Origin of the sequence: Corynebacterium mustelae (assembly GCF_001020985.1) — a bacterium.
Classification (GTDB): domain Bacteria; phylum Actinomycetota; class Actinomycetes; order Mycobacteriales; family Mycobacteriaceae; genus Corynebacterium; species Corynebacterium mustelae.
The window spans coordinates 908,971-925,235 of record NZ_CP011542.1 but is presented as its reverse complement, the minus strand read 5'-3'; the positions used below and the strand labels follow the sequence as shown (position 1 = coordinate 925,235).

Genomic DNA, 16,265 nt, shown 5'->3' with positions numbered 1-16,265 from the left:
TTGCCGGGAATCGAACCCGGCGAAATCACCAAATCAACGCTTATGTGCGCAATCTCTCCCGATTGCGCACATGATTACCAAAATCATCCACCGCGTCAAAATTCTCTGGATACTCAAGACCAGCCCAATCCAACTCAATAGACCAATCAGTATTCGCTTCTAGCTCCCTGTACACCCGATCAATAGCCTTGATACTTGCAGGTGAAATGTCTTTAAGCGTGCAGAAATACCCAATCCAATCCTCAAAATCGTCTTGTGTCGGAGTAAAGCGCAGAATTGGCCTCTCGCCGCTTGGGAAACCACCAAGAACTCTCTGCTCGATCTCCTTAACAACGTGGCGGGAGAAGGAATCTGAGCCTTCAGTATGAACAATAACGATTGGTTCAACAGACATCATTTCTCTCCTTTCCAATAAAAGTTACCGACGTTGCTAATAACTAAAATACCACGTACCACGTGGCCTTGCTTATCCACAGCCTTTATCAAATTTTCCGTTATCTTTTCAGCGGTCACTTCCAAACCCCTCGCATCGAATACCGCGTACTCAGCCTGCTGGGACGCCCCACGGAGCCGGTTCTTAATACCTCCGATAGAATCGAGCGTCTTAATATCGACTGATTCACCCAAAACCACAAAGTCCGGGGTCTTCACACCCTCCAAACCTATCTCCTGCGCCCGAGCCACACGATAAACGCCATCCGAACCGCCTAGAGCACCTTCTAATACCTTAACCGCAGAAACTTCCTTTTCTTCAGCCTCCCGTTCACTTTTAGAAAGCCCACCCTTTCGCCGAACACTTGGGTGGTCAACTAGCCCCAAATCCAAGAGCTCACTCACGGTTTTCCTAGAACTAGGAACCCTAGTCGCGTATTTAGGCTTTGCCTCAACCAGAACAGCATCTGACGGTACCCAGGCCGGAGCCTCATTACCCCTCTCGTTCTCAACCTTCCTAGCCAACCGCGCCTGGTTCCGAACATTTATACTAGCGCGCTGCTGTGTAACGTCGACTCTAGACCGACGTTCCTGCACCGCCGCCGCGAAAGCATCCCGCTGAGCCTGCGACCCAGAAACCCCCGCCGTAGACTCCGCCCACAACTCCTCCAACTGCTGATTAATCACCGGTAAATCCGCCGGAGTCTGCACCTCGATCGCCAAACACGAACAATTATCGTGATAAGACCCGCCACGGGACCGCTGCAAAACAGTCTTCTCCGAATACACATCACCGCGAGATGCCAACATCAAACAAAAATTACACGCCCCAGGCTGAGGCACCCTAGCAAACCTGGTGCCCGCCACCCTTGTTGCCTCCGCAACAGTCTCACGAGCGGGCTGCAAAACCAGACGATTCAAAACCCCAGCCAACTTACGCTTCGCCAACTCCACATCAAGAACACCCTCCTTACGAGACGTGTTCAACGCCCACCCAAACGACGCCTCCGCCTGCTCCAAACCAGCTGGATCAGCCACCTCAGGATAATCAAGACGTGCCAGCACATCATCCAGCTGCCGCGACCGAAACAAATAATCCGCCGCAGCATACGCCGCCTGCTCACCATACTGCGACGCTACCGCATGCAACAGCTCCACAGCCTGCTTCTGCCGCTCCAAAACACCCAAACGATACGCCTGCTCCCACCACGCAACAAAGTCACGCTGCGCCAGAATCCGAAGCATATCCAAAGACCGCTGATACTCCCGCTCCGCAACCAGATCCCTAGCCAAAACTAACCCCCTTCCGGGCTAGCCTCAGCCCAAACCAGACTCACCCACCGGACGGTTAGCCCGAGCCAGACTAGTCACGTCCTCCGAAACCTGCGTAGCGCGAACCGCCTCCAACAACGACGATGCCCGCTGCGCCGCCCGCAGCTCCGCAAACTCACGCTTCAGCGTCTCCCGCTGCTGCGTAGACAGACCTATCATGTCCCACACAACCTCAGAACCCGGCGGCGCAATACCCGCCTGAACCAACTTCACAGCCGCATCCACACTGGACGCCAAAGTGGGAGTAGAAGGATCACGCCACAGCGGAACCACCGACGCAACAAACGACGACTCCGGAACCGCCCGCTTACCTATCGCATGGCACAAATACGCCACATCGCGCTGCAAAACACGGCCAAACGCCTTCTGCCTATCCTCAGCTCTCTTCACCAACCGCGCCTCAGACGCCCGAATAGCATCAGCCGACGGCGGATTATCATGCGTGAAACCCAAATACGTCGCAGGAACCCCCGACTGAGCCGACACCAGCTGCGCAACCATACGTAACTCCTCGATATACGGCGTAGGCGGCGCAGCCGTAAACTGACCCACCTCAGGCTTCGGCGGCCCCCCAGGACCCCACTCATCAGGATCCACAGGTTCGATAACCAACGCCTTCGTCATCGCCGCCCGCATACCCTGCTGGCGCTGCACATCCGCAGGAGCCTCAGGGTCAATGCCCACCTGGTCAAGAAGAACATTAATCATGTACTTCTGCGGAGTGGTATAAATCTCCCGGTTATACTCCATACCCAAAATGGTGCGCATACCATGCTGCGTGTAATACCGAATTGTAGACGTGATCTCCGACCGACCCAAGTACTCACCAGCCCGAAGCTGGTTAGGGAAAGCAACGAGATTACACCGATCATGATCATGTGGCACCCACCGGCGCTCCTCAGCACCATTAAGCTCCTCCACAAACCACGTACCCGAAGGCAAATACAGCCGACGAAGCAACGCGCCGGACTCCAGAGTCTGCTCCGAATACGCAGCCCGCACCCGATTACGGCGCCCATCCCACATAAACGTGGCATCCTGCGAAGACACTGCCGTAGCAATTACTGGACCCGTAACAGCCTCCTCAGCCGCATCCTCCGCACTCGTGAACGCCATAAAACCCACGCCAGTGCAAAGCGCGTCCAGCTTCACCCGGTTGAACTGGTCAGCAAGATCCGAGCCCAGCCACAGGCTCCGAAGAAATTCGGATTCCCCACTAGTGGTAGTCCAGCCCTCCCATTGAATACGCTCCGAAAGCGCATCAACGATGATCTCAGGCCACCCCATAACCGCCTCGACACCAACCATCGAATGAGGGATAGCAATACCAAGATTCTTAACGGCCTCCTTGCCGTCGTAAAACCGCCACTGCCGCTGATTCTTCGGCCTATGCAGCTGCAGCTGCGACCGCAACTGGCCAAGAAGTCCATTCTCAATGTCTTCTACCCGACTCATACCACTAGCCCCCTCCCTGTTCGCCGCGCCCTACTCGGACGCCCACCACCATTACCATTTTTCCGGTATTTACCCGACTCCAACACCATGCGGCGCCCAACATTAGCTGCGATCATCGCCACGCATAGGTCCACCGAACGTAAAGAATCACGAGTTTTCTTACCGACCGTAGGCCCGAACTTATTCCACCGAGCCTTCGCATTATTCACATGCGCCACCAAAGCTGGGTCACCATCATGCCTAAACGGCCCATTCAAACCCTCATCCTCAATCAGTGCACGAATAACCTCCACCTCCTGACTGAATCTCCGGTTACGGTCCGCGCCACCCGGGGCAGACAACCGCATATCCCACAGCACAGCGTTACCCCGCGGCCCAGGCGTGGCAGGCACCCATAGCCTACGACCAAAATCCCGATGCCACGTACTGATCATGTCCGCCCAATACGCAGCCTCCGTCGAATCATCCTTAGCCGGTGACGGATCCACACCAAACCACCACACCCGGTACTGCGAAAACGCCTCACGAACCTCCGCATCGACCGCATTCCGATCGACCAAAAAACCCTTACCCCGCTCACCACGAGGCCGAGACCACACACCAAGGACTTGGTTAAACCCATCCTGAATGCGACACGCCATAAACCCTGTGGCGTCCTCCGACTTTGAGCAATCCAAGAACATGGCGATGTCGTCGCCGGGCTGAAGCGTCCTGCTCGGATCCGCAAGCGCAGCAAAAGACTGCGCCGACACATACACATCCTCAGCTTCCGCGACACCGTTCAAATAAAACCTGATCGCATCTGCTGCGGCCAGCTCCGGATCAACGATTTCACTACTAAGGCGATCAATATCAGCCCACCATGCATCCGAATACGCCTGACGAAGCGCCAAATCCCGATTCTGAGCATCATAAAAATCCAACCGGGGGTCGGCCTCAATCGAATCATAAAGAATATCCCGAGCAAGACCCTTATACCTGCCTGACATTTGCTTCTGCCACGCCTCAAAAGTCCGCTCACCCACCGAATCCGATCCCTGCATATGCGCATTCGTTAGCTCCAAAACACGAGCCTGCACCGACCGCTTAGACTTACCGACATTCCGGCGAACCACAGCTGCCACACGAGTTCCGCCTGACGAATCAGTCATATGGTGAGTTTCATTCAAAACCGCAAAAGTGGCTGGATCACCCTCAGCCGACGACTCCGAAGCCGTCAAAACCTCCATACGGGCGGGCGAATCCTTCACCATCGTCGCCGTCTGGCCCTTATCAAGCCGGTAATACGCCACCGCCTCCGCACCGAGCTGAGAATTTGCCACACGCAAAAGGTCTTTAGACTGTGTCTCCGAGTTCGACGCCGCCTGAACTAGCGGCATGTACCGTTGCCGCCCCGCCCAACGGCCCAACTCCTCATCAAAATACAACTCACAAGGCCCAAGAAACTCACTATTCATCACCGCAGCGGCAAAAGGATCCTTACCCGTGCCCTTCGCCCCACGGCGCACCCCACGGCGGTACAAAAACCTACCCGTCTCCGGATTAAACGCATACCAAAGGATCAAAAACTTAGCCTGACCATCGGTGTAGCGCCACGGCTGACCCTCATCATTTAAAAGACCCGGCTCGTCGGTGCGCCACTCCGCCCAATCAATCAACCCAGGGCCCAGGGAATTCCGCATAAGAGCCTTCCGCTTCTCCGGCGACGACGGCCACGGAAGCGTCACCCACTCACCCAGCGAGCCCCTCCGATACCCCGGAGGTAACTCCAGCTCCGAACGCGGGACCATCAAGTCAGATGAGGTTTGCAAATCGATCACCCGCCTCAATCACAACACCGCTGTCCGAGGGTTTTTTCACCTCCGAAACGTCCTCCGAAATTTCCCACTGCAAGCGCTTCATTGCCATTGGGGACAACCCGAGTCGGTCCTCAATCTGCCGCTGTTCGGCCAAGGCATTGGTAGGTACTTTCCCGCTGCTGAGGTTTTCTTGCACCAGGTTAGAAATTTGCAAATACCTAGCCACTAGAAGATCGTCACCGTTGCGCTCCCACATTACGGCTTGCGGTTTTCTCCATAGCGCCGTCCACCCCGCTGGGCTGCGCCCCTTCAAGGGCCACTTCGGCGCCTTGCCTTTGCGCCCTTCCGCAGGCAATGTCACCCAGTCTGGTCGTGCGTTACGCCTGCGGGCGTTTTTCTTCGGCGGCGGCCCCGGCAAAGAAACCACCCCCTCACTAGCTAGCTAAATCGAAAACGCGTCGCCCGTCACCCGAATAAACCGTGCGCGACTGTAAAACTCAACGCCCCCGCGCTTCCTTCCGGGCATTTCCGGCGCTTTAACAAAAACATGTAGGCCGCGGCCGCTCATGGACCGTTCGGCGAACACCACTTCAAAAGGAAGCTTCTCTATCGCCTTGCGCGCCCAACGTGTGAGCCGTGAACCTTGAAAACAATTGTCCAAGTCCAGGCAGCCTAACCCGCCACCCAGCATTACTCCGAACCCATCGCCTTCACCGCGGGTAACGTCCTGAAAATTCGCCCACGTCGAGGCGTCAGTAGATGACGCGGGCATACCGTTTGGCTGCACGGGGCGTTTCCCCTTGGCCCTTGCCCACGATGCGCGCTGGGTTAAAAGTTCGGGCAAGCGTCGAGTTGCTGCTTTCCGGTGTCTGTAGGCGCGTTGCTTACAGGCGGATGAGCAGAATTTCGGGGTCCGTCCCCGTGAGCCTTCCGCTTCGAATTCATTCCTGCACTGCTGACACGCCCTTTTCATGCCCTTAATTTTACCAAACGTTACGAAATAAAGCCATGAACAGCGGTTTTTATTTTTCTTGGCGCAACTTGGCGCTGCGAGGGCGTTTGGCTTCCCCGAAATCGAAAAACCTCGCCGGTTGCGGTTGGGTTCGACTCGCGCGACGCTGGGCCCCGCGCAGGGTGCCCGCAACATCGAAAGCCCAAACCCGTACAGACTGTCAGGCCCTATGCCCTCCGGCGGCGCCGTGGCTCGGGAGGGGGATACTCCCCCAGGTGGGGGTAGCTGATGTGAAGTGCTTCACATTCGATATTGGGCTTCATTTTCGATACCGCCCTCTAGGCCAATCCGAACGGCAGCCGAGGCCTCCGCCGAAGCGTCGCCGCTTTCCTCGCCCTCGCCCGAATCGACTCCTCGTCGGTCTTCCGCTTATGGCACGGTCCGCATAGCCATTGGAGGTTTTCCAGGCTGTCGGCCCCACCTTCGAAATGCGGGGTTATGTGATCTAGCTCCAGCCCCTCGCGATGCCCGCATTCGGCGCACTCATTTTGGAGTTGTCGTTTGGCTTGTCTCTTTAAGGCTTTCCATTCCGGTGTCCTGCACCGCGGGTTGTTTCTGTCCCACATATGATGACCCCCTTGAAACGCCGAAAACCCCTAACAGGGTTGTTAGGGGTTTGTTATGTAGATATACGTTGTCGTCGCGTCGATTATATCAACAGGCGTGACAGCGCTGTCAAATTTTTGCACTTTTGGGGGCGCTGCGGTCGGGTTTAAGCAGGTAGGACAGTACGTCGCTTAGCCTGTAGCGGACTTCTTCGCTTCCGCCTATCTGCATTGTCTTGGATGCTATGTGTCCTCTGTGCGCCCATTGGCGTAGCCGGTCGGCGCTGACGCGGTGACCTTTGCGTTCTAGCTTTATGCGTATCGTTCGGCTGTTGAGCCATGGCTCTGGCTGGTTAGCTAGCTCGCGTTCGTCACGGGGGTCGATGCGGTTTGCTAGTCGATGTGTCCAGTACGCAACGGTGTCCTCCACTGCTTGCGGCTCAGGGTGTGCGTATAGCCAGTGCTGATGCTCGACTAGCCAACGGACCCAGGCTGATAGGGGTTTGCCCACTAGGTGGACGTAGCTTTGTTCGTTCGCGCTGTGGATTTGGGTGACGACGTCTCGGATTTCGTCTTCGAGTTCTAGCCTGAGGTCGATGTCGGCGGCGGGTACTGGTGCGGTAGGCCCTGGGGGCCCTGGGTTGCGCCCACCTCCGGGTACCCGTGGGAGGGTTAGCATGTGTTCTAGTTCGATGACGAGCCAGAGTAGGTTTGTGAGGTTGTTATTGAGGTTGCTCACTGGTCGGCTTCCTGAATGGTGTCGGCTAGGTTTCTCATGCGTGTGTCGCTGTATCCGGTCCATGTGTGGGGTTCGCCATGGATGGTGGCCTCGACGAGGGGGAGTTCGGCGGCTTTGATGTCAGCCATGAGTTGTATTTTGTTGGGGTGTTCGTGGATGTTTTCCTCGATGATGGTGAATCCGAGGCGGGTTAGTCCGCGTTTGGTGTAGCGGCATTTCATGCATCCTGGTGCGCTGTAGATGGTTGCGGTGAGTGGGTTGGTTGGGCTCATTGGTTTTCCTTTCGTAGTTGCGCGGCGACGGCGGTGATGAGTCCGTCTTGTGTTGCGTGTTTTTGGCTTAGGGCTTTGTGTACGTCTTCGTCGATTGTGCCTTTCGCTTGGATGTGGATGATGCTGACGGGCTCGGTTTGTCCTTGCCGGAATAGTCTGGCGTTGGCTTGTTCGTAGAGCTCTAGGCTCCAGGGTGTTGTGAACCAGACCATGATGTGGCCGCCGGTTTGGAGGTTCAGTCCGTGTCCTGCTGATGCTGGGTGTATGAGTGCTAGGGGTATTTCTCCGCGGTTCCATTTGTGGAAGTCTTCGGCGGTGTCGAGGTGTGTTGCTTGGGGGAAGCGTTTCAGGATGCGTTCTGCTTCGTGTTTGAACCAGTAGGAGCATAGGACGGTTTGGCCGTTGGCGGCTTCGATGATGTCTTCTAGTGCGTCGAGTTTTTTGTCGTGTATCTCGGTGTGGCCGTCCTTGGTGTAGATGGCGCCTGATGCGAGTTGTTGGAGTTTTCCGGAGAGTGCTGCGGCGTTGGCTGCGTCGATGGTCTCGTCGCCTAGTTCTAGGACGAGGTCGCGTTTAAACCTGTTGTAGGTTTTGGTTTGTGTTGGCGTGAGGTGTACTACGTGGTTGGTGTGCGTGCATTGTGGTAGTTGGAGGTAGTCGGTGGTTTTCATGCTGAGGGTGATGTCGGCGATTTGGTTGTAGATTTGTTGTTCTGCCCCCGGTTTTAGTGTGTAGGAGAAGATTTGCATGCCGTTGCGTTTGTCTGGGTTGAAGTATTGGTTGCGGTAGTGGGTGATGTATCTGCCGAGTCGTTTGCCTCCGTCGAGTAGTCGGAATTGGGCCCATAGGTCCATGAGTCCGTTGGGGCTGGGTGTTCCGGTTAGGCCGATGATGCGTTTGATGTGGGGTCGCATTTTTTGGAGTGCTTTGGACCGTCTGGCTTGGTGGTTTTTGAAGCTGGAGAGTTCGTCGATGATGACCATGTCGAATGGCCACTCGTGCTGGTAGTGGTCTACTAGCCATGGGATGTTTTCTCGGTTGATGACGTAGATGTCGGCGTCGGTGGCGAGTGCTTCGAGTCGTTTTTGGGGGCTTCCCACGATGCTACTCATGCGGAGGTGCCCTAGGTGGTCCCATTTTTTGAGTTCTGCAGGCCAGGTGTCTCTAGCTACTCGCAAGGGGGCTATGATGAGGGCTTTTCGTGTGTCGAAGTGGTCGTAGATGAGGTTGTTGATGGCGGTGAGGGTGATGATGGTTTTGCCTAATCCCATGCCTAAAAGGATTGCTGCTTCTGGGGTTTGTTCAATGAAGGTTGTTGCTTCTTGTTGGTAGTTGTGTGGTTTGTATTTCATGTAGCACCTCGTGGATGTGGTTGGGGTGGTCGATGATGTGGACGGGCACTCCGAGGTTTTCTATTTGATTTTTGCGTACCCGTTGGATTGGTCTGGGTTTTTTGCCTGGTGCTTTGAGTTCGGCGAATGCGATGCACCCTCCGGGGAGGAGTATGAGTCGGTCTGGCACTCCGGCGAGGCCGGGGCTTGTGAATTTCAGGCATAGGCCGCCGAGGTTTTTGACGGCTCGCGTGAGTGCTTGTTCTACATGTTTTTCGTCCATGGGGGGGACAACTTCTTTCGTTTTTCTATACGTGCGCGGAGTTCTGCGTATACGCGCAGATACGTTCAGGTTTTTGTTTACTCATTAGAATTAGTTGTCAACTTGTCCCCCTACGCACGTTTTTCGTGTTTTTACCTCGCGTTTTTGTGGGGGACAACCTGGGGGACAACTTTTTCTTGTCCCCCTGTGTTTTGGGGGACAACTTTTAGCTTTTTGAGGTTGTCCCCCGGAGGTTGTCCCCCGTTTCAGAATGGTGGTTGATCCTCGGGTTCATCGCATCGCTTATACGCTCGCTGCTGCCCGTATAATTTGGTTTTTCGCTTGCTTCCTTGTTTTTCCCATCCGGGCATTTTTTGCATGATGGCCGCTATCGCGTAGGAGTCGGCTGGTCGTAGCCTGGATGGGTCTTGGCCCCAGCATTCCGCCCATATCTCCGGGTTCGTGACGGTTTCGCGGCGTACGAGTGCCCCGGTGTAGTCGTCGACGTGTCCGAAGTCGTCCATAGTTTGGAACCACTGTCGGCGCTGGGTCAGGGTGAGGTTTTCCCAGTTGTCGGCTAGTGGTATGTCGAGCCAGGCTTCTACTAGTCCCGCGCGGTCATCGGTTTCGATGGCTGATTCCTGCTGACGGGTGGCTATGTGTGCGAGTGTTCCGGTGAGGTAGAGGGGTTCTCCTTGCTGGTAGTAGTGGTGGGCTTCTGCCCAGATTTGGTCTACTTCGGCGTCGGTCATCGACCATGCTTTTTTGGTGGCGTGGTCTGTGACTGTGACGGGCCAGAAGCGGCGGTTTCCGGTGTTGTCGCGGAGGAATCCGTTTTCGGCGTTGGTGGAGCCTACGATGATGCATTGGCGGGGGTGGGATTCTACGACGGTGCCGTAGGCGGCGCGGTATTTGTCGTCGGTGCGGGAGAGGAATCCTTTGACGGTTTCGACTTCCATTTTTCGCATTCCGGCGAGTTCGCCGAGTTCGAGGATCCAGTAGCCTTGGAGTTTTTCGGCTCCGGTTTTGTCTTTCATGTCGAGCAGTGTGAGGGCGTCGGAGAACCACTGTCCTGCTAGCCGTGCGAAGATCGTAGACTTACCCACACCTTGGGGGCCGTTGAGGATAAGCACTTGGTCGAATTTCACCCCGGGTGTGCGTACCCTAGCTACTGCTGCGACGAGTGTTTTTCTGGTGACGGCCCGTACGTATTCGGTGTCGTCTGCGCCGAGGTAGTCGACGAACAGGCGGTCTACACGCTTAACCCCGTCCCAGGCGGGTAGCTGGTCGAGGTAGTCGCGGACGGGGTGGAAGGAGCGCTGTGCTGATACGGCCGCGAGGGCGTCTTTGGTTTTACCGACGTGATATAAACCCCAGCGTTTTTGTAGTAGTACGCGTAGGTGGGCGTTGTCGGTGTCTGACCAGCCTGGTTTTGTTTGTGCCCAGGGGGTTGGTTTGCCTGGGTGGATGTCGACCCCTCCGGTGAGTTCGTTCAGGGCGATGCCTTGGAGGGTTTTCTCGTGGGTGAGGATTGTGACGTAGTTGGATAAAACATCGATGACCTTTCCGTTTTTGTTGAGTTCTAGTAGTGATTCCCATTCGCCTGCTTCGGTGGGTGTGTCTACGTCTAGGCCGTCGAACTCTTGTTGTGCTTGTTGGATGCGTTCGGTGGCGAGTGCTTGTTTCACTACGGGGTGGTTTGTGGCTAGCCGTACCATGGATTGGTAGGAGGGTTTGGCTGCTGGTGGGGTGTTTGGGTTGGTGTCGTCGTCTTCGCCGCCATATAGGTGGATTCGGACGAGGTCGAAGGCGTTGCAGAGTTGGCCGCCTGCGGGGTCGGTGCCGTGGTGGGAGTAGGCGAATTTGTTGTCGTAGGTGATGACTCCGTTGGCGGATTCGCCTGGTGTGTAGGTGTATCGGTCGGGGATGGTGGATGTGGCGTATGTGTTTTCTAGGAATTCTGTGATGGCTTCGTGGATGGTGAAGGCTCGGCAGAATGCGCCGACGATGCCGGGTTTTTCGAGTGGGTCGGCTTGCCGGTCGGCGGTGTGTTTGATGATGTTTGCTTGTCGGCTGGATACGGGCCAGGTGGTGACGTCCCGCCAGTCGTCGAACCGGTTGAGGGTTTTGTCTGGGTCTAGCCAGGTGCCGTGGTTTTCTTGGTAGAGGTATTCGCCGTCGACGCATTTGGAGGGCCAGTACATGAGCCGGTGGGCTTGGTAGGTGGTGTCGTCGAAAAAATCGATTCCGATGTCTTGGGCGATGCGGCGTCCGATGGCTTCGTATTCGTCGGCGGTGACGTCGCGGGTGAGTGGGAGGATGAGTCGTAGGCGTGGGTTGGTGGGTGTGTGGGAGTGGGTGGAGTATGCTACCCATTCGCAGGTGAGGGTGTCGGGTAGTGTGGTGAGGAGGTTTTGGGGTGGGTCGTCGATGTCGAGGCATAGGATGCTTCGGGAGAGTACTGCGTCTTTTTTGCGGCGTCCGTGTTGGAGGTGGCCTCCGACGAATCCTCCGTGGTCTTTGAGGTCTGCTTGTTGGGCTTTGGGGAGGGCGTGGTATTTTTCGACGGTTGTTTGGCTGATGCTGGGGGTTTGGAGTCGTTGTTTGAGGTGTGGCCAGGTTGTGAGGGTGTTTTCCCAGCGGCGTGCGAGCCGAGTGGGGGCTGTGGCTAGTTTGATTTCTCGGCTCGGGGTGGTCATCGGGGTTTTCTCCTTTTGCTCTTGGTTTTTGCTGGGGTTAATGGTTAAGCGCCCCAAGCCACCTGGCTCTAGGGGCGCTTCGAATGGTGGGGTTGTTGGTTATCCTCGGAGTAGTAGCAGTGCCATGGATATGTTGGTAGCTTTCAGCACGGTGCTGATTTCGGGCATGCCTTCCCGGTCTCGTAGTCGTTTGATGGCGCGGCTGAGGGCTTGGAGTTCGTCGCTACAGTTTTCTGTCACGTCTTTGACGAGTTTTCGGTTTTCTTCGGTGCTGAAGTCCTCGCCCATGTCTAGTGCGTGTTTGAAGAAGAAGGCTAGGAAGGTGAAGGCGGCTTCAGGCATGGTTAGGATCCTTTATGGTTTTGTGTTTTTGGACAACGCGGTGGCATTGGTGCGTATTTTTTCTAGTACTCGTAGGTAGTCTCCGTAGATCATCGGGTAGTCTGGTCCGATGCTTATCAGGTGGGTGTGATCCCCTTCGTCCCATTGGAGCCACCACAGTTTGTGGTTTCGGCACCATTTGAAGGTGACGCGGTGGGTCATGGTTTTTCTTTGGGTAGGTAGATGATGGTGTAGGTCGCGCCGTGTGATAGTTGGCGCCCGAGTCGCACCCACGACGTCTGCTTGGTGTCTACTGGGTGTCCGGCGCAAATGTATTCGGTGCCAAGCCTGTCGCGTACGATGGTCCCTACGGGGGCTTTGAGTAGCTGTAGGCCGTTGTAGCCTGCGCCTAGATGGAAGCCGGGGGTTTCGGCGGTTCGGAGTTGTTCTTTAAGGTCGGCTATTTCTTGCTGTTTCTCAGCTATCTTTTTCTTGATGATGTCGGCGTTGAGCATTATCGAGGCTTTCTTGGTTGTGTTGTTGGATGATCGCGCCGCTGATGCAGGCGATGCCGATTGTCAGCAGCTGCGACGGGGTGAGGTTTTCGAATATGGGCTCTGGGTATTCGTCGGTTTCCCATTGGCAGTTATATATTTCGCTGTGGGTGTCGTCGATTCCGAGGATGACGATTTTCTCGTCTGCGTTGATCTTCGGCTGAGCCGGGTCTTCGGGAAGATAAGAGTCGATGCGATTGGGTGTGCCGTGGAGGTATTCAGCGAAGTAGTCGGGGCTGGTGAGGAGTTGTAGGAACGTGTCCCTCTCGTCCGACCCGGGGTAAACCCTGTGTCCTTTTGCAGCGTTGTCTGGGTCGTATCTTGTCCCTTTTTGCGAGTATTCGTAGAGGCGTCGGAGCAGTTCGGTGTCTGTGAGGGTGTAGTTGCTCATGGTTGTTTACCGCCTTTTACCCAGGTGTGTGCGAAGCGTATAGCCTCGGAGTGGGATTTCATTTGCAGCATCCCCACCGTTTCGGTTTGTTGTAATTCTGGGTAGTGCTGGAGGAACCGCACTACCCAGCTTCTAGTGCTCCGCCCTTGGTAAATTTTGGCTTTTCGTATGATGCGCAATTGAGTCTTCTTTCTGTGTGGGGGTGGTTTGTTGGTTTCGTGCGCACTAGTGCGACACAATTTGATACATGGGATTTCTAGATACTTTGTGGTCTGTCAGGGGCCGTGCGGGTGATTTTTCGGAGACTGACAGCGACTGTTATGTCAGCACTGATTGCCCCAGTTGTGGGACCAAAAGGATGCTGAAGCTGGCAGAAACCTACCCGCCAGGGGCTTGGCGTCACCCCGAGATTTATTCCAGTTCCGTGTGGTTATTGTGCTTGTCTTGCGGCCAGGGAGTATGGGGGATAATTTACGGGGGCTCGCTGTCGATAAAAGTCCCAGAAGCAAGACCTAAGGACGTTCCAGATCATCTAAGCTCGCAGGTTAGATTGGCCTGGGAAGAGGCGTTAGATTGTTTCGCGGCTTCCGCCTACACCAGTAGCACGTTGATGTGCCGGAAACTTCTTTTCCACATGGCCGTGGAAATGGGCCTTTCGGAAAAGAAGGAAAACGGATTCTCACCTAATTTCGATGAGTGTTTGCAGTATCTCGTTGATGAGGGGTTTATTACCGCACGGCAAAGGAATCAGTGGGTAGAGTCCATTAGGGTATGGGGAAATAAGGCCACGCATGACCTCGCGTCGATCGATAAGGATACGGCCGAGAAAGCTATTGATTTTATGTACCAGCTTCTGCAGATTGTCTACACTTTTCCGGCGTCGTCGGGTCAAGAAAGCCCATCTCAGTGAGTAGCTTTTCTATGTCTAGTGCGAAGCTCCTGCGCACTGCTGCGACGGTTTGGGCGATGACCGTGTCTGGGTCTGCTTTCAGGATAAGTTCTGCTTCGTAGCGTTCGGCCGAGGCCAGTTCAGTGAGTGCCTCGGTTAACGATTTCAGCTTGTTTTCGTTCATGGTTTTCTACCTTTTCTAGACCCTGCAAGTCTTTCTAGTCTTTCTTGTAGTAATCGCACTCATAACCATCAGCATCCAACGGCAGATTTCTTGGTACCTTGCTAATCCACTCCGGTTTGGATGTCATCAACCGGCACACGGTCTCAACTCGAATACTCGTGGGGGCCTCCACAACAATTTCGTCATGCACATGCATAACCGTCCGAAGATTCGCCTCGGCTACAACTGTCAGCGCGTGCGCCAGTAGATCCCTAGCCACCGCCTGAGTGATGTTCTCCACCAGCTTCCCGCCATATGTTTCAATGCGGGTATAGCGCCGGTTGATGTCGAAACCCATACACGTGATGGAGGGTTTACCGAACCGGTTGGTGCCCATCTGGGGCTGTGGGTACACGAGGTTCCTACCACTAGGCAGTGTGATGAGCAGCTGGTCTTCCACAACCTGGAGCGTAAGACCGTGCCCGGGCAGGGGAACAGGAAACCCGGGGGTAGCTATGGCCGCTTTGGCGGCATCCTCCACCCGGTACCATAGATTCACAATGTTGGGGTTAGCAGACCGCCAAGCTTCCACGATGGGCTGCAGTTCGTCTGGTTTCAACCCCATACGCAGCGCACCCATTGCTTCGAGCGCCCCAGCACCACCCTGGTAGCCACAGGCCAAAACTGCAACTTTTCCTTTTTGCCGTAGTTCGGCGTTGGGCCCGTGTTTCTCCACGGGCACACCGAACATGCGGGACGCGGTCACACAGTACAAGTCTTTGCCGTCCTGGAACGCCTGTAAAGTATGCTCCTCCCCCGCCAGCCAGGCCAACACCCGCGCTTCGATGGCGGAATAGTCAGCAACAATGAAGCGCATCCCATCGGCGGGTATGAACGCCGTCCTAATCAACTGAGACAACGTATCCGGAATGCTCCCATACAGCATGCCCATAAGATCCGCATCACCCATGAGGGCGGTTTGCCGAGCATCGTCGAGGTCTTCCAGATAGTTACGCGGCAGGTTCTGCACCTGGATCTGCCTTCCCGCCCACCGGCCTGTCCGCCCCGCACCGTAGAACTGCAGCAACCCGTGGGCGCGCTCGTCGGGGCACACGCCGTTGAGCATCGCTTGGTACTTTTTCACACTCGACCGGGACAGCTCTTGCCGTAGCTCCAGGACGCGTTTCACCGTGCCGGTGGCGTACTGTAAAGCCTGTTCGACGCTGTTTTTCGTCAGGTCTGGGAGCGCCATACCGTTGTCCCGGAACCAGGCGAGGGCCTGCAAGGGGCTGTTCGGATTCTCCAGGCCGGTTAGTTCCCGGGCTTCGTCTAGGCATTCTTCTTTATGCACATGGTCGATGTGGATAGCGGCCTCGGCTAGGGTGGTGTCGATCCGTACACCAAGGTCGTTGATCTGCTGGTCTACCTCGTATTGGTGCCATACCCAGTCGGGCAGGGCGCCTAGATGGGTGAGGTGTTGCCGTAGCTGGTTTTCCACGACGACGTCTTGGATGTTGTATTTTTTGAAGTCTTCCCACTCTTGCGGGTGGTTAGTGGGCTTGCGCCGTTGCGCGCTTTCTACGGCAAAGAGCTCGGTTTGCTGTTCCCATGGTTGTTTTTTGTTGGTGGGTTCGCAGAACATCTTGATGAGGTTTTTACCCGTGTCAAGTTTTTGGGCGTCCAGGTCGAGGGCTTTGGCCACGTCTTTGAGGCTGGCTGGTAGCCCCATTGCGCTGGACCATACGGCGGAGCAGCGCCAGCCTTTTGGTGGGAGGTCGAAGTTCAGGCCGTGGTGGTCTCGTAGGTGGCGGGATATGCATACTCGTTCGAATTGGGCGTTGAATGCCCACTTGTGCACCATCGGGGAGGTTAACGCCCCGAGGATGTCTTGGGGGATTTTCTCACCTGATGCCACGTCTATGAGGGTGACGGGGCCGTTGTCGATGCTGTAGGCGAACAGCAGTAGGGTAAAGTCTGGGTCGGCGGCGTATTTGTACACGCCGTGTGTGATTGGGGTTCCGCTGAAGGTTTCAATGTCTATAGCTAGTTCCATGGTGGTTTCCCTTTTT

The 16,265-nt window shown here is 55.6% G+C and carries 19 protein-coding genes; 1 reads left to right on the top strand and 18 read right to left on the bottom strand.

From position 1 onward, the window contains the following. Positions 1–40: 40 nt before the first annotated feature. The 16 genes from CMUST_RS04340 to CMUST_RS04265 form a co-directional block, all read right to left on the bottom strand. Positions 41–397: a hypothetical protein gene (locus CMUST_RS04340; RefSeq protein WP_144414124.1), complete on the bottom strand. Its 357-nt coding sequence runs from the start codon at positions 395–397 to the stop codon at positions 41–43. After that, positions 394–1,725 (bottom strand): VG15 protein, encoded by a 1,332-nt coding sequence (locus CMUST_RS15810; RefSeq protein ID WP_052844522.1) that lies wholly within the window; start codon positions 1,723–1,725, stop codon positions 394–396. The genes CMUST_RS04340 and CMUST_RS15810 overlap by 4 nt, the downstream gene beginning before the upstream one ends. A gap of 24 nt (positions 1,726–1,749) precedes the next feature. Next, positions 1,750–3,219 carry a phage portal protein gene (locus CMUST_RS04330; protein ID WP_047261487.1) on the bottom strand — a complete coding sequence of 490 codons (1,470 nt, stop codon included), beginning with the start codon at positions 3,217–3,219 and terminating at the stop codon, positions 1,750–1,752. Next, positions 3,216–5,009: a terminase gene (locus CMUST_RS04325; protein WP_236690218.1), complete on the bottom strand. Its 1,794-nt coding sequence runs from the start codon at positions 5,007–5,009 to the stop codon at positions 3,216–3,218. The genes CMUST_RS04330 and CMUST_RS04325 overlap by 4 nt, the downstream gene beginning before the upstream one ends. A 4-nt stretch (positions 5,010–5,013) precedes the next feature. After that, positions 5,014–5,445: a phage terminase small subunit gene (locus CMUST_RS16520; protein ID WP_144414123.1), complete on the bottom strand. Its 432-nt coding sequence runs from the start codon at positions 5,443–5,445 to the stop codon at positions 5,014–5,016. Between the two features lie 15 nt (positions 5,446–5,460). Continuing rightward, a complete protein-coding gene (locus CMUST_RS17150) occupies positions 5,461–5,991 on the bottom strand; it encodes a bifunctional DNA primase/polymerase (protein WP_047261485.1) in 531 nt (176 codons plus the stop codon). Positions 5,992–6,308: 317 nt separating this feature from the next. Continuing rightward, complete coding sequence (locus CMUST_RS17185; protein ID WP_047261484.1) at positions 6,309–6,596, bottom strand: HNH endonuclease; 288 nt, start codon at positions 6,594–6,596, stop codon at positions 6,309–6,311. Positions 6,597–6,705: 109 nt separating this feature from the next. Further along, positions 6,706–7,314 carry a hypothetical protein gene (locus tag CMUST_RS04305; protein WP_047261483.1) on the bottom strand — a complete coding sequence of 203 codons (609 nt, stop codon included), beginning with the start codon at positions 7,312–7,314 and terminating at the stop codon, positions 6,706–6,708. Then, a complete protein-coding gene (locus CMUST_RS04300; RefSeq protein ID WP_047261482.1) occupies positions 7,311–7,586 on the bottom strand; it encodes a thioredoxin domain-containing protein in 276 nt (91 codons plus the stop codon). The genes CMUST_RS04305 and CMUST_RS04300 overlap by 4 nt, the downstream gene beginning before the upstream one ends. After that, a complete protein-coding gene (locus CMUST_RS04295; RefSeq protein ID WP_047261481.1) occupies positions 7,583–8,938 on the bottom strand; it encodes a DEAD/DEAH box helicase in 1,356 nt (451 codons plus the stop codon). The genes CMUST_RS04300 and CMUST_RS04295 overlap by 4 nt, the downstream gene beginning before the upstream one ends. Next, positions 8,889–9,200 (bottom strand): VRR-NUC domain-containing protein, encoded by a 312-nt coding sequence (locus CMUST_RS16285; protein ID WP_047261480.1) that lies wholly within the window; start codon positions 9,198–9,200, stop codon positions 8,889–8,891. Before CMUST_RS16285 ends, CMUST_RS04295 begins: the two co-directional genes overlap by 50 nt. Positions 9,201–9,445: 245 nt before the next feature. Further along, positions 9,446–11,878 carry a virulence-associated E family protein gene (locus CMUST_RS04285; RefSeq protein ID WP_201779221.1) on the bottom strand — a complete coding sequence of 811 codons (2,433 nt, stop codon included), beginning with the start codon at positions 11,876–11,878 and terminating at the stop codon, positions 9,446–9,448. Between the two features lie 99 nt (positions 11,879–11,977). Next, the gene (locus CMUST_RS04280) at positions 11,978–12,220 is read right to left on the bottom strand and encodes a hypothetical protein (RefSeq protein WP_047261479.1); all 243 of its coding nucleotides are present in this window, start codon (positions 12,218–12,220) and stop codon (positions 11,978–11,980) included. A gap of 12 nt (positions 12,221–12,232) precedes the next feature. Continuing rightward, complete coding sequence (locus tag CMUST_RS04275) at positions 12,233–12,421, bottom strand: hypothetical protein (protein ID WP_047261478.1); 189 nt, start codon at positions 12,419–12,421, stop codon at positions 12,233–12,235. Beyond that, positions 12,418–12,714, bottom strand: a complete 297-nt coding sequence (locus CMUST_RS04270) for a hypothetical protein (protein ID WP_047261477.1) — start codon at positions 12,712–12,714, stop codon at positions 12,418–12,420. Before CMUST_RS04270 ends, CMUST_RS04275 begins: the two co-directional genes overlap by 4 nt. Then, positions 12,677–13,144, bottom strand: a complete 468-nt coding sequence (locus tag CMUST_RS04265) for a hypothetical protein (RefSeq protein WP_047261476.1) — start codon at positions 13,142–13,144, stop codon at positions 12,677–12,679. Before CMUST_RS04265 ends, CMUST_RS04270 begins: the two co-directional genes overlap by 38 nt. Positions 13,145–13,391: 247 nt before the next feature. On the opposite strand from CMUST_RS04265, the gene CMUST_RS17180 reads away from it, so the two are divergent. Further along, positions 13,392–14,054: a DUF4145 domain-containing protein gene (locus CMUST_RS17180; RefSeq protein ID WP_083987410.1), complete on the top strand. Its 663-nt coding sequence runs from the start codon at positions 13,392–13,394 to the stop codon at positions 14,052–14,054. Here CMUST_RS17180 and CMUST_RS16515 read toward each other — a convergent pair. Together CMUST_RS16515 and CMUST_RS04250 are read right to left on the bottom strand one after the other, a co-directional pair. Continuing rightward, on the bottom strand, positions 13,984–14,217 hold the full coding sequence (locus CMUST_RS16515) for a hypothetical protein (protein WP_144414122.1): 234 nt from the start codon (positions 14,215–14,217) through the stop codon (positions 13,984–13,986). The two genes, CMUST_RS17180 and CMUST_RS16515, sit on opposite strands and share 71 nt — an antisense overlap. A gap of 34 nt (positions 14,218–14,251) precedes the next feature. After that, a complete protein-coding gene (locus CMUST_RS04250) occupies positions 14,252–16,249 on the bottom strand; it encodes a DNA polymerase (protein WP_047261473.1) in 1,998 nt (665 codons plus the stop codon). Between the last annotated feature and the right edge of the window lie 16 nt (positions 16,250–16,265).

Bases quoted from the DNA above. Each gene is read 5' to 3' on its own strand.
- CMUST_RS04340 (WP_144414124.1), bottom strand. From the start codon at position 397: ATGATGTCTGTTGAACCAATCGTTATTGTTCATACTGAAGGCTCAGAT.
- CMUST_RS17185 (WP_047261484.1), bottom strand. From the start codon at position 6,596: ATGTGGGACAGAAACAACCCGCGGTGCAGGACACCGGAATGGAAAGCC.
- CMUST_RS16285 (WP_047261480.1), bottom strand. From the start codon at position 9,200: ATGGACGAAAAACATGTAGAACAAGCACTCACGCGAGCCGTCAAAAAC.
- CMUST_RS04275 (WP_047261478.1), bottom strand. From the start codon at position 12,421: ATGACCCACCGCGTCACCTTCAAATGGTGCCGAAACCACAAACTGTGG.
- CMUST_RS04285 (WP_201779221.1), bottom strand. From the start codon at position 11,878: ATGACCACCCCGAGCCGAGAAATCAAACTAGCCACAGCCCCCACTCGG.
- CMUST_RS17180 (WP_083987410.1), top strand. From the start codon at position 13,392: ATGGGATTTCTAGATACTTTGTGGTCTGTCAGGGGCCGTGCGGGTGAT.
- CMUST_RS04280 (WP_047261479.1), bottom strand. From the start codon at position 12,220: ATGCCTGAAGCCGCCTTCACCTTCCTAGCCTTCTTCTTCAAACACGCA.
- CMUST_RS04250 (WP_047261473.1), bottom strand. From the start codon at position 16,249: ATGGAACTAGCTATAGACATTGAAACCTTCAGCGGAACCCCAATCACA.
- CMUST_RS04295 (WP_047261481.1), bottom strand. From the start codon at position 8,938: ATGAAATACAAACCACACAACTACCAACAAGAAGCAACAACCTTCATT.
- CMUST_RS04330 (WP_047261487.1), bottom strand. From the start codon at position 3,219: ATGAGTCGGGTAGAAGACATTGAGAATGGACTTCTTGGCCAGTTGCGG.
- CMUST_RS16515 (WP_144414122.1), bottom strand. From the start codon at position 14,217: ATGAACGAAAACAAGCTGAAATCGTTAACCGAGGCACTCACTGAACTG.
- CMUST_RS04265 (WP_047261476.1), bottom strand. From the start codon at position 13,144: ATGAGCAACTACACCCTCACAGACACCGAACTGCTCCGACGCCTCTAC.
- CMUST_RS04325 (WP_236690218.1), bottom strand. From the start codon at position 5,009: ATGGTCCCGCGTTCGGAGCTGGAGTTACCTCCGGGGTATCGGAGGGGC.
- CMUST_RS04300 (WP_047261482.1), bottom strand. From the start codon at position 7,586: ATGAGCCCAACCAACCCACTCACCGCAACCATCTACAGCGCACCAGGA.
- CMUST_RS17150 (WP_047261485.1), bottom strand. From the start codon at position 5,991: ATGAAAAGGGCGTGTCAGCAGTGCAGGAATGAATTCGAAGCGGAAGGC.
- CMUST_RS04270 (WP_047261477.1), bottom strand. From the start codon at position 12,714: ATGCTCAACGCCGACATCATCAAGAAAAAGATAGCTGAGAAACAGCAA.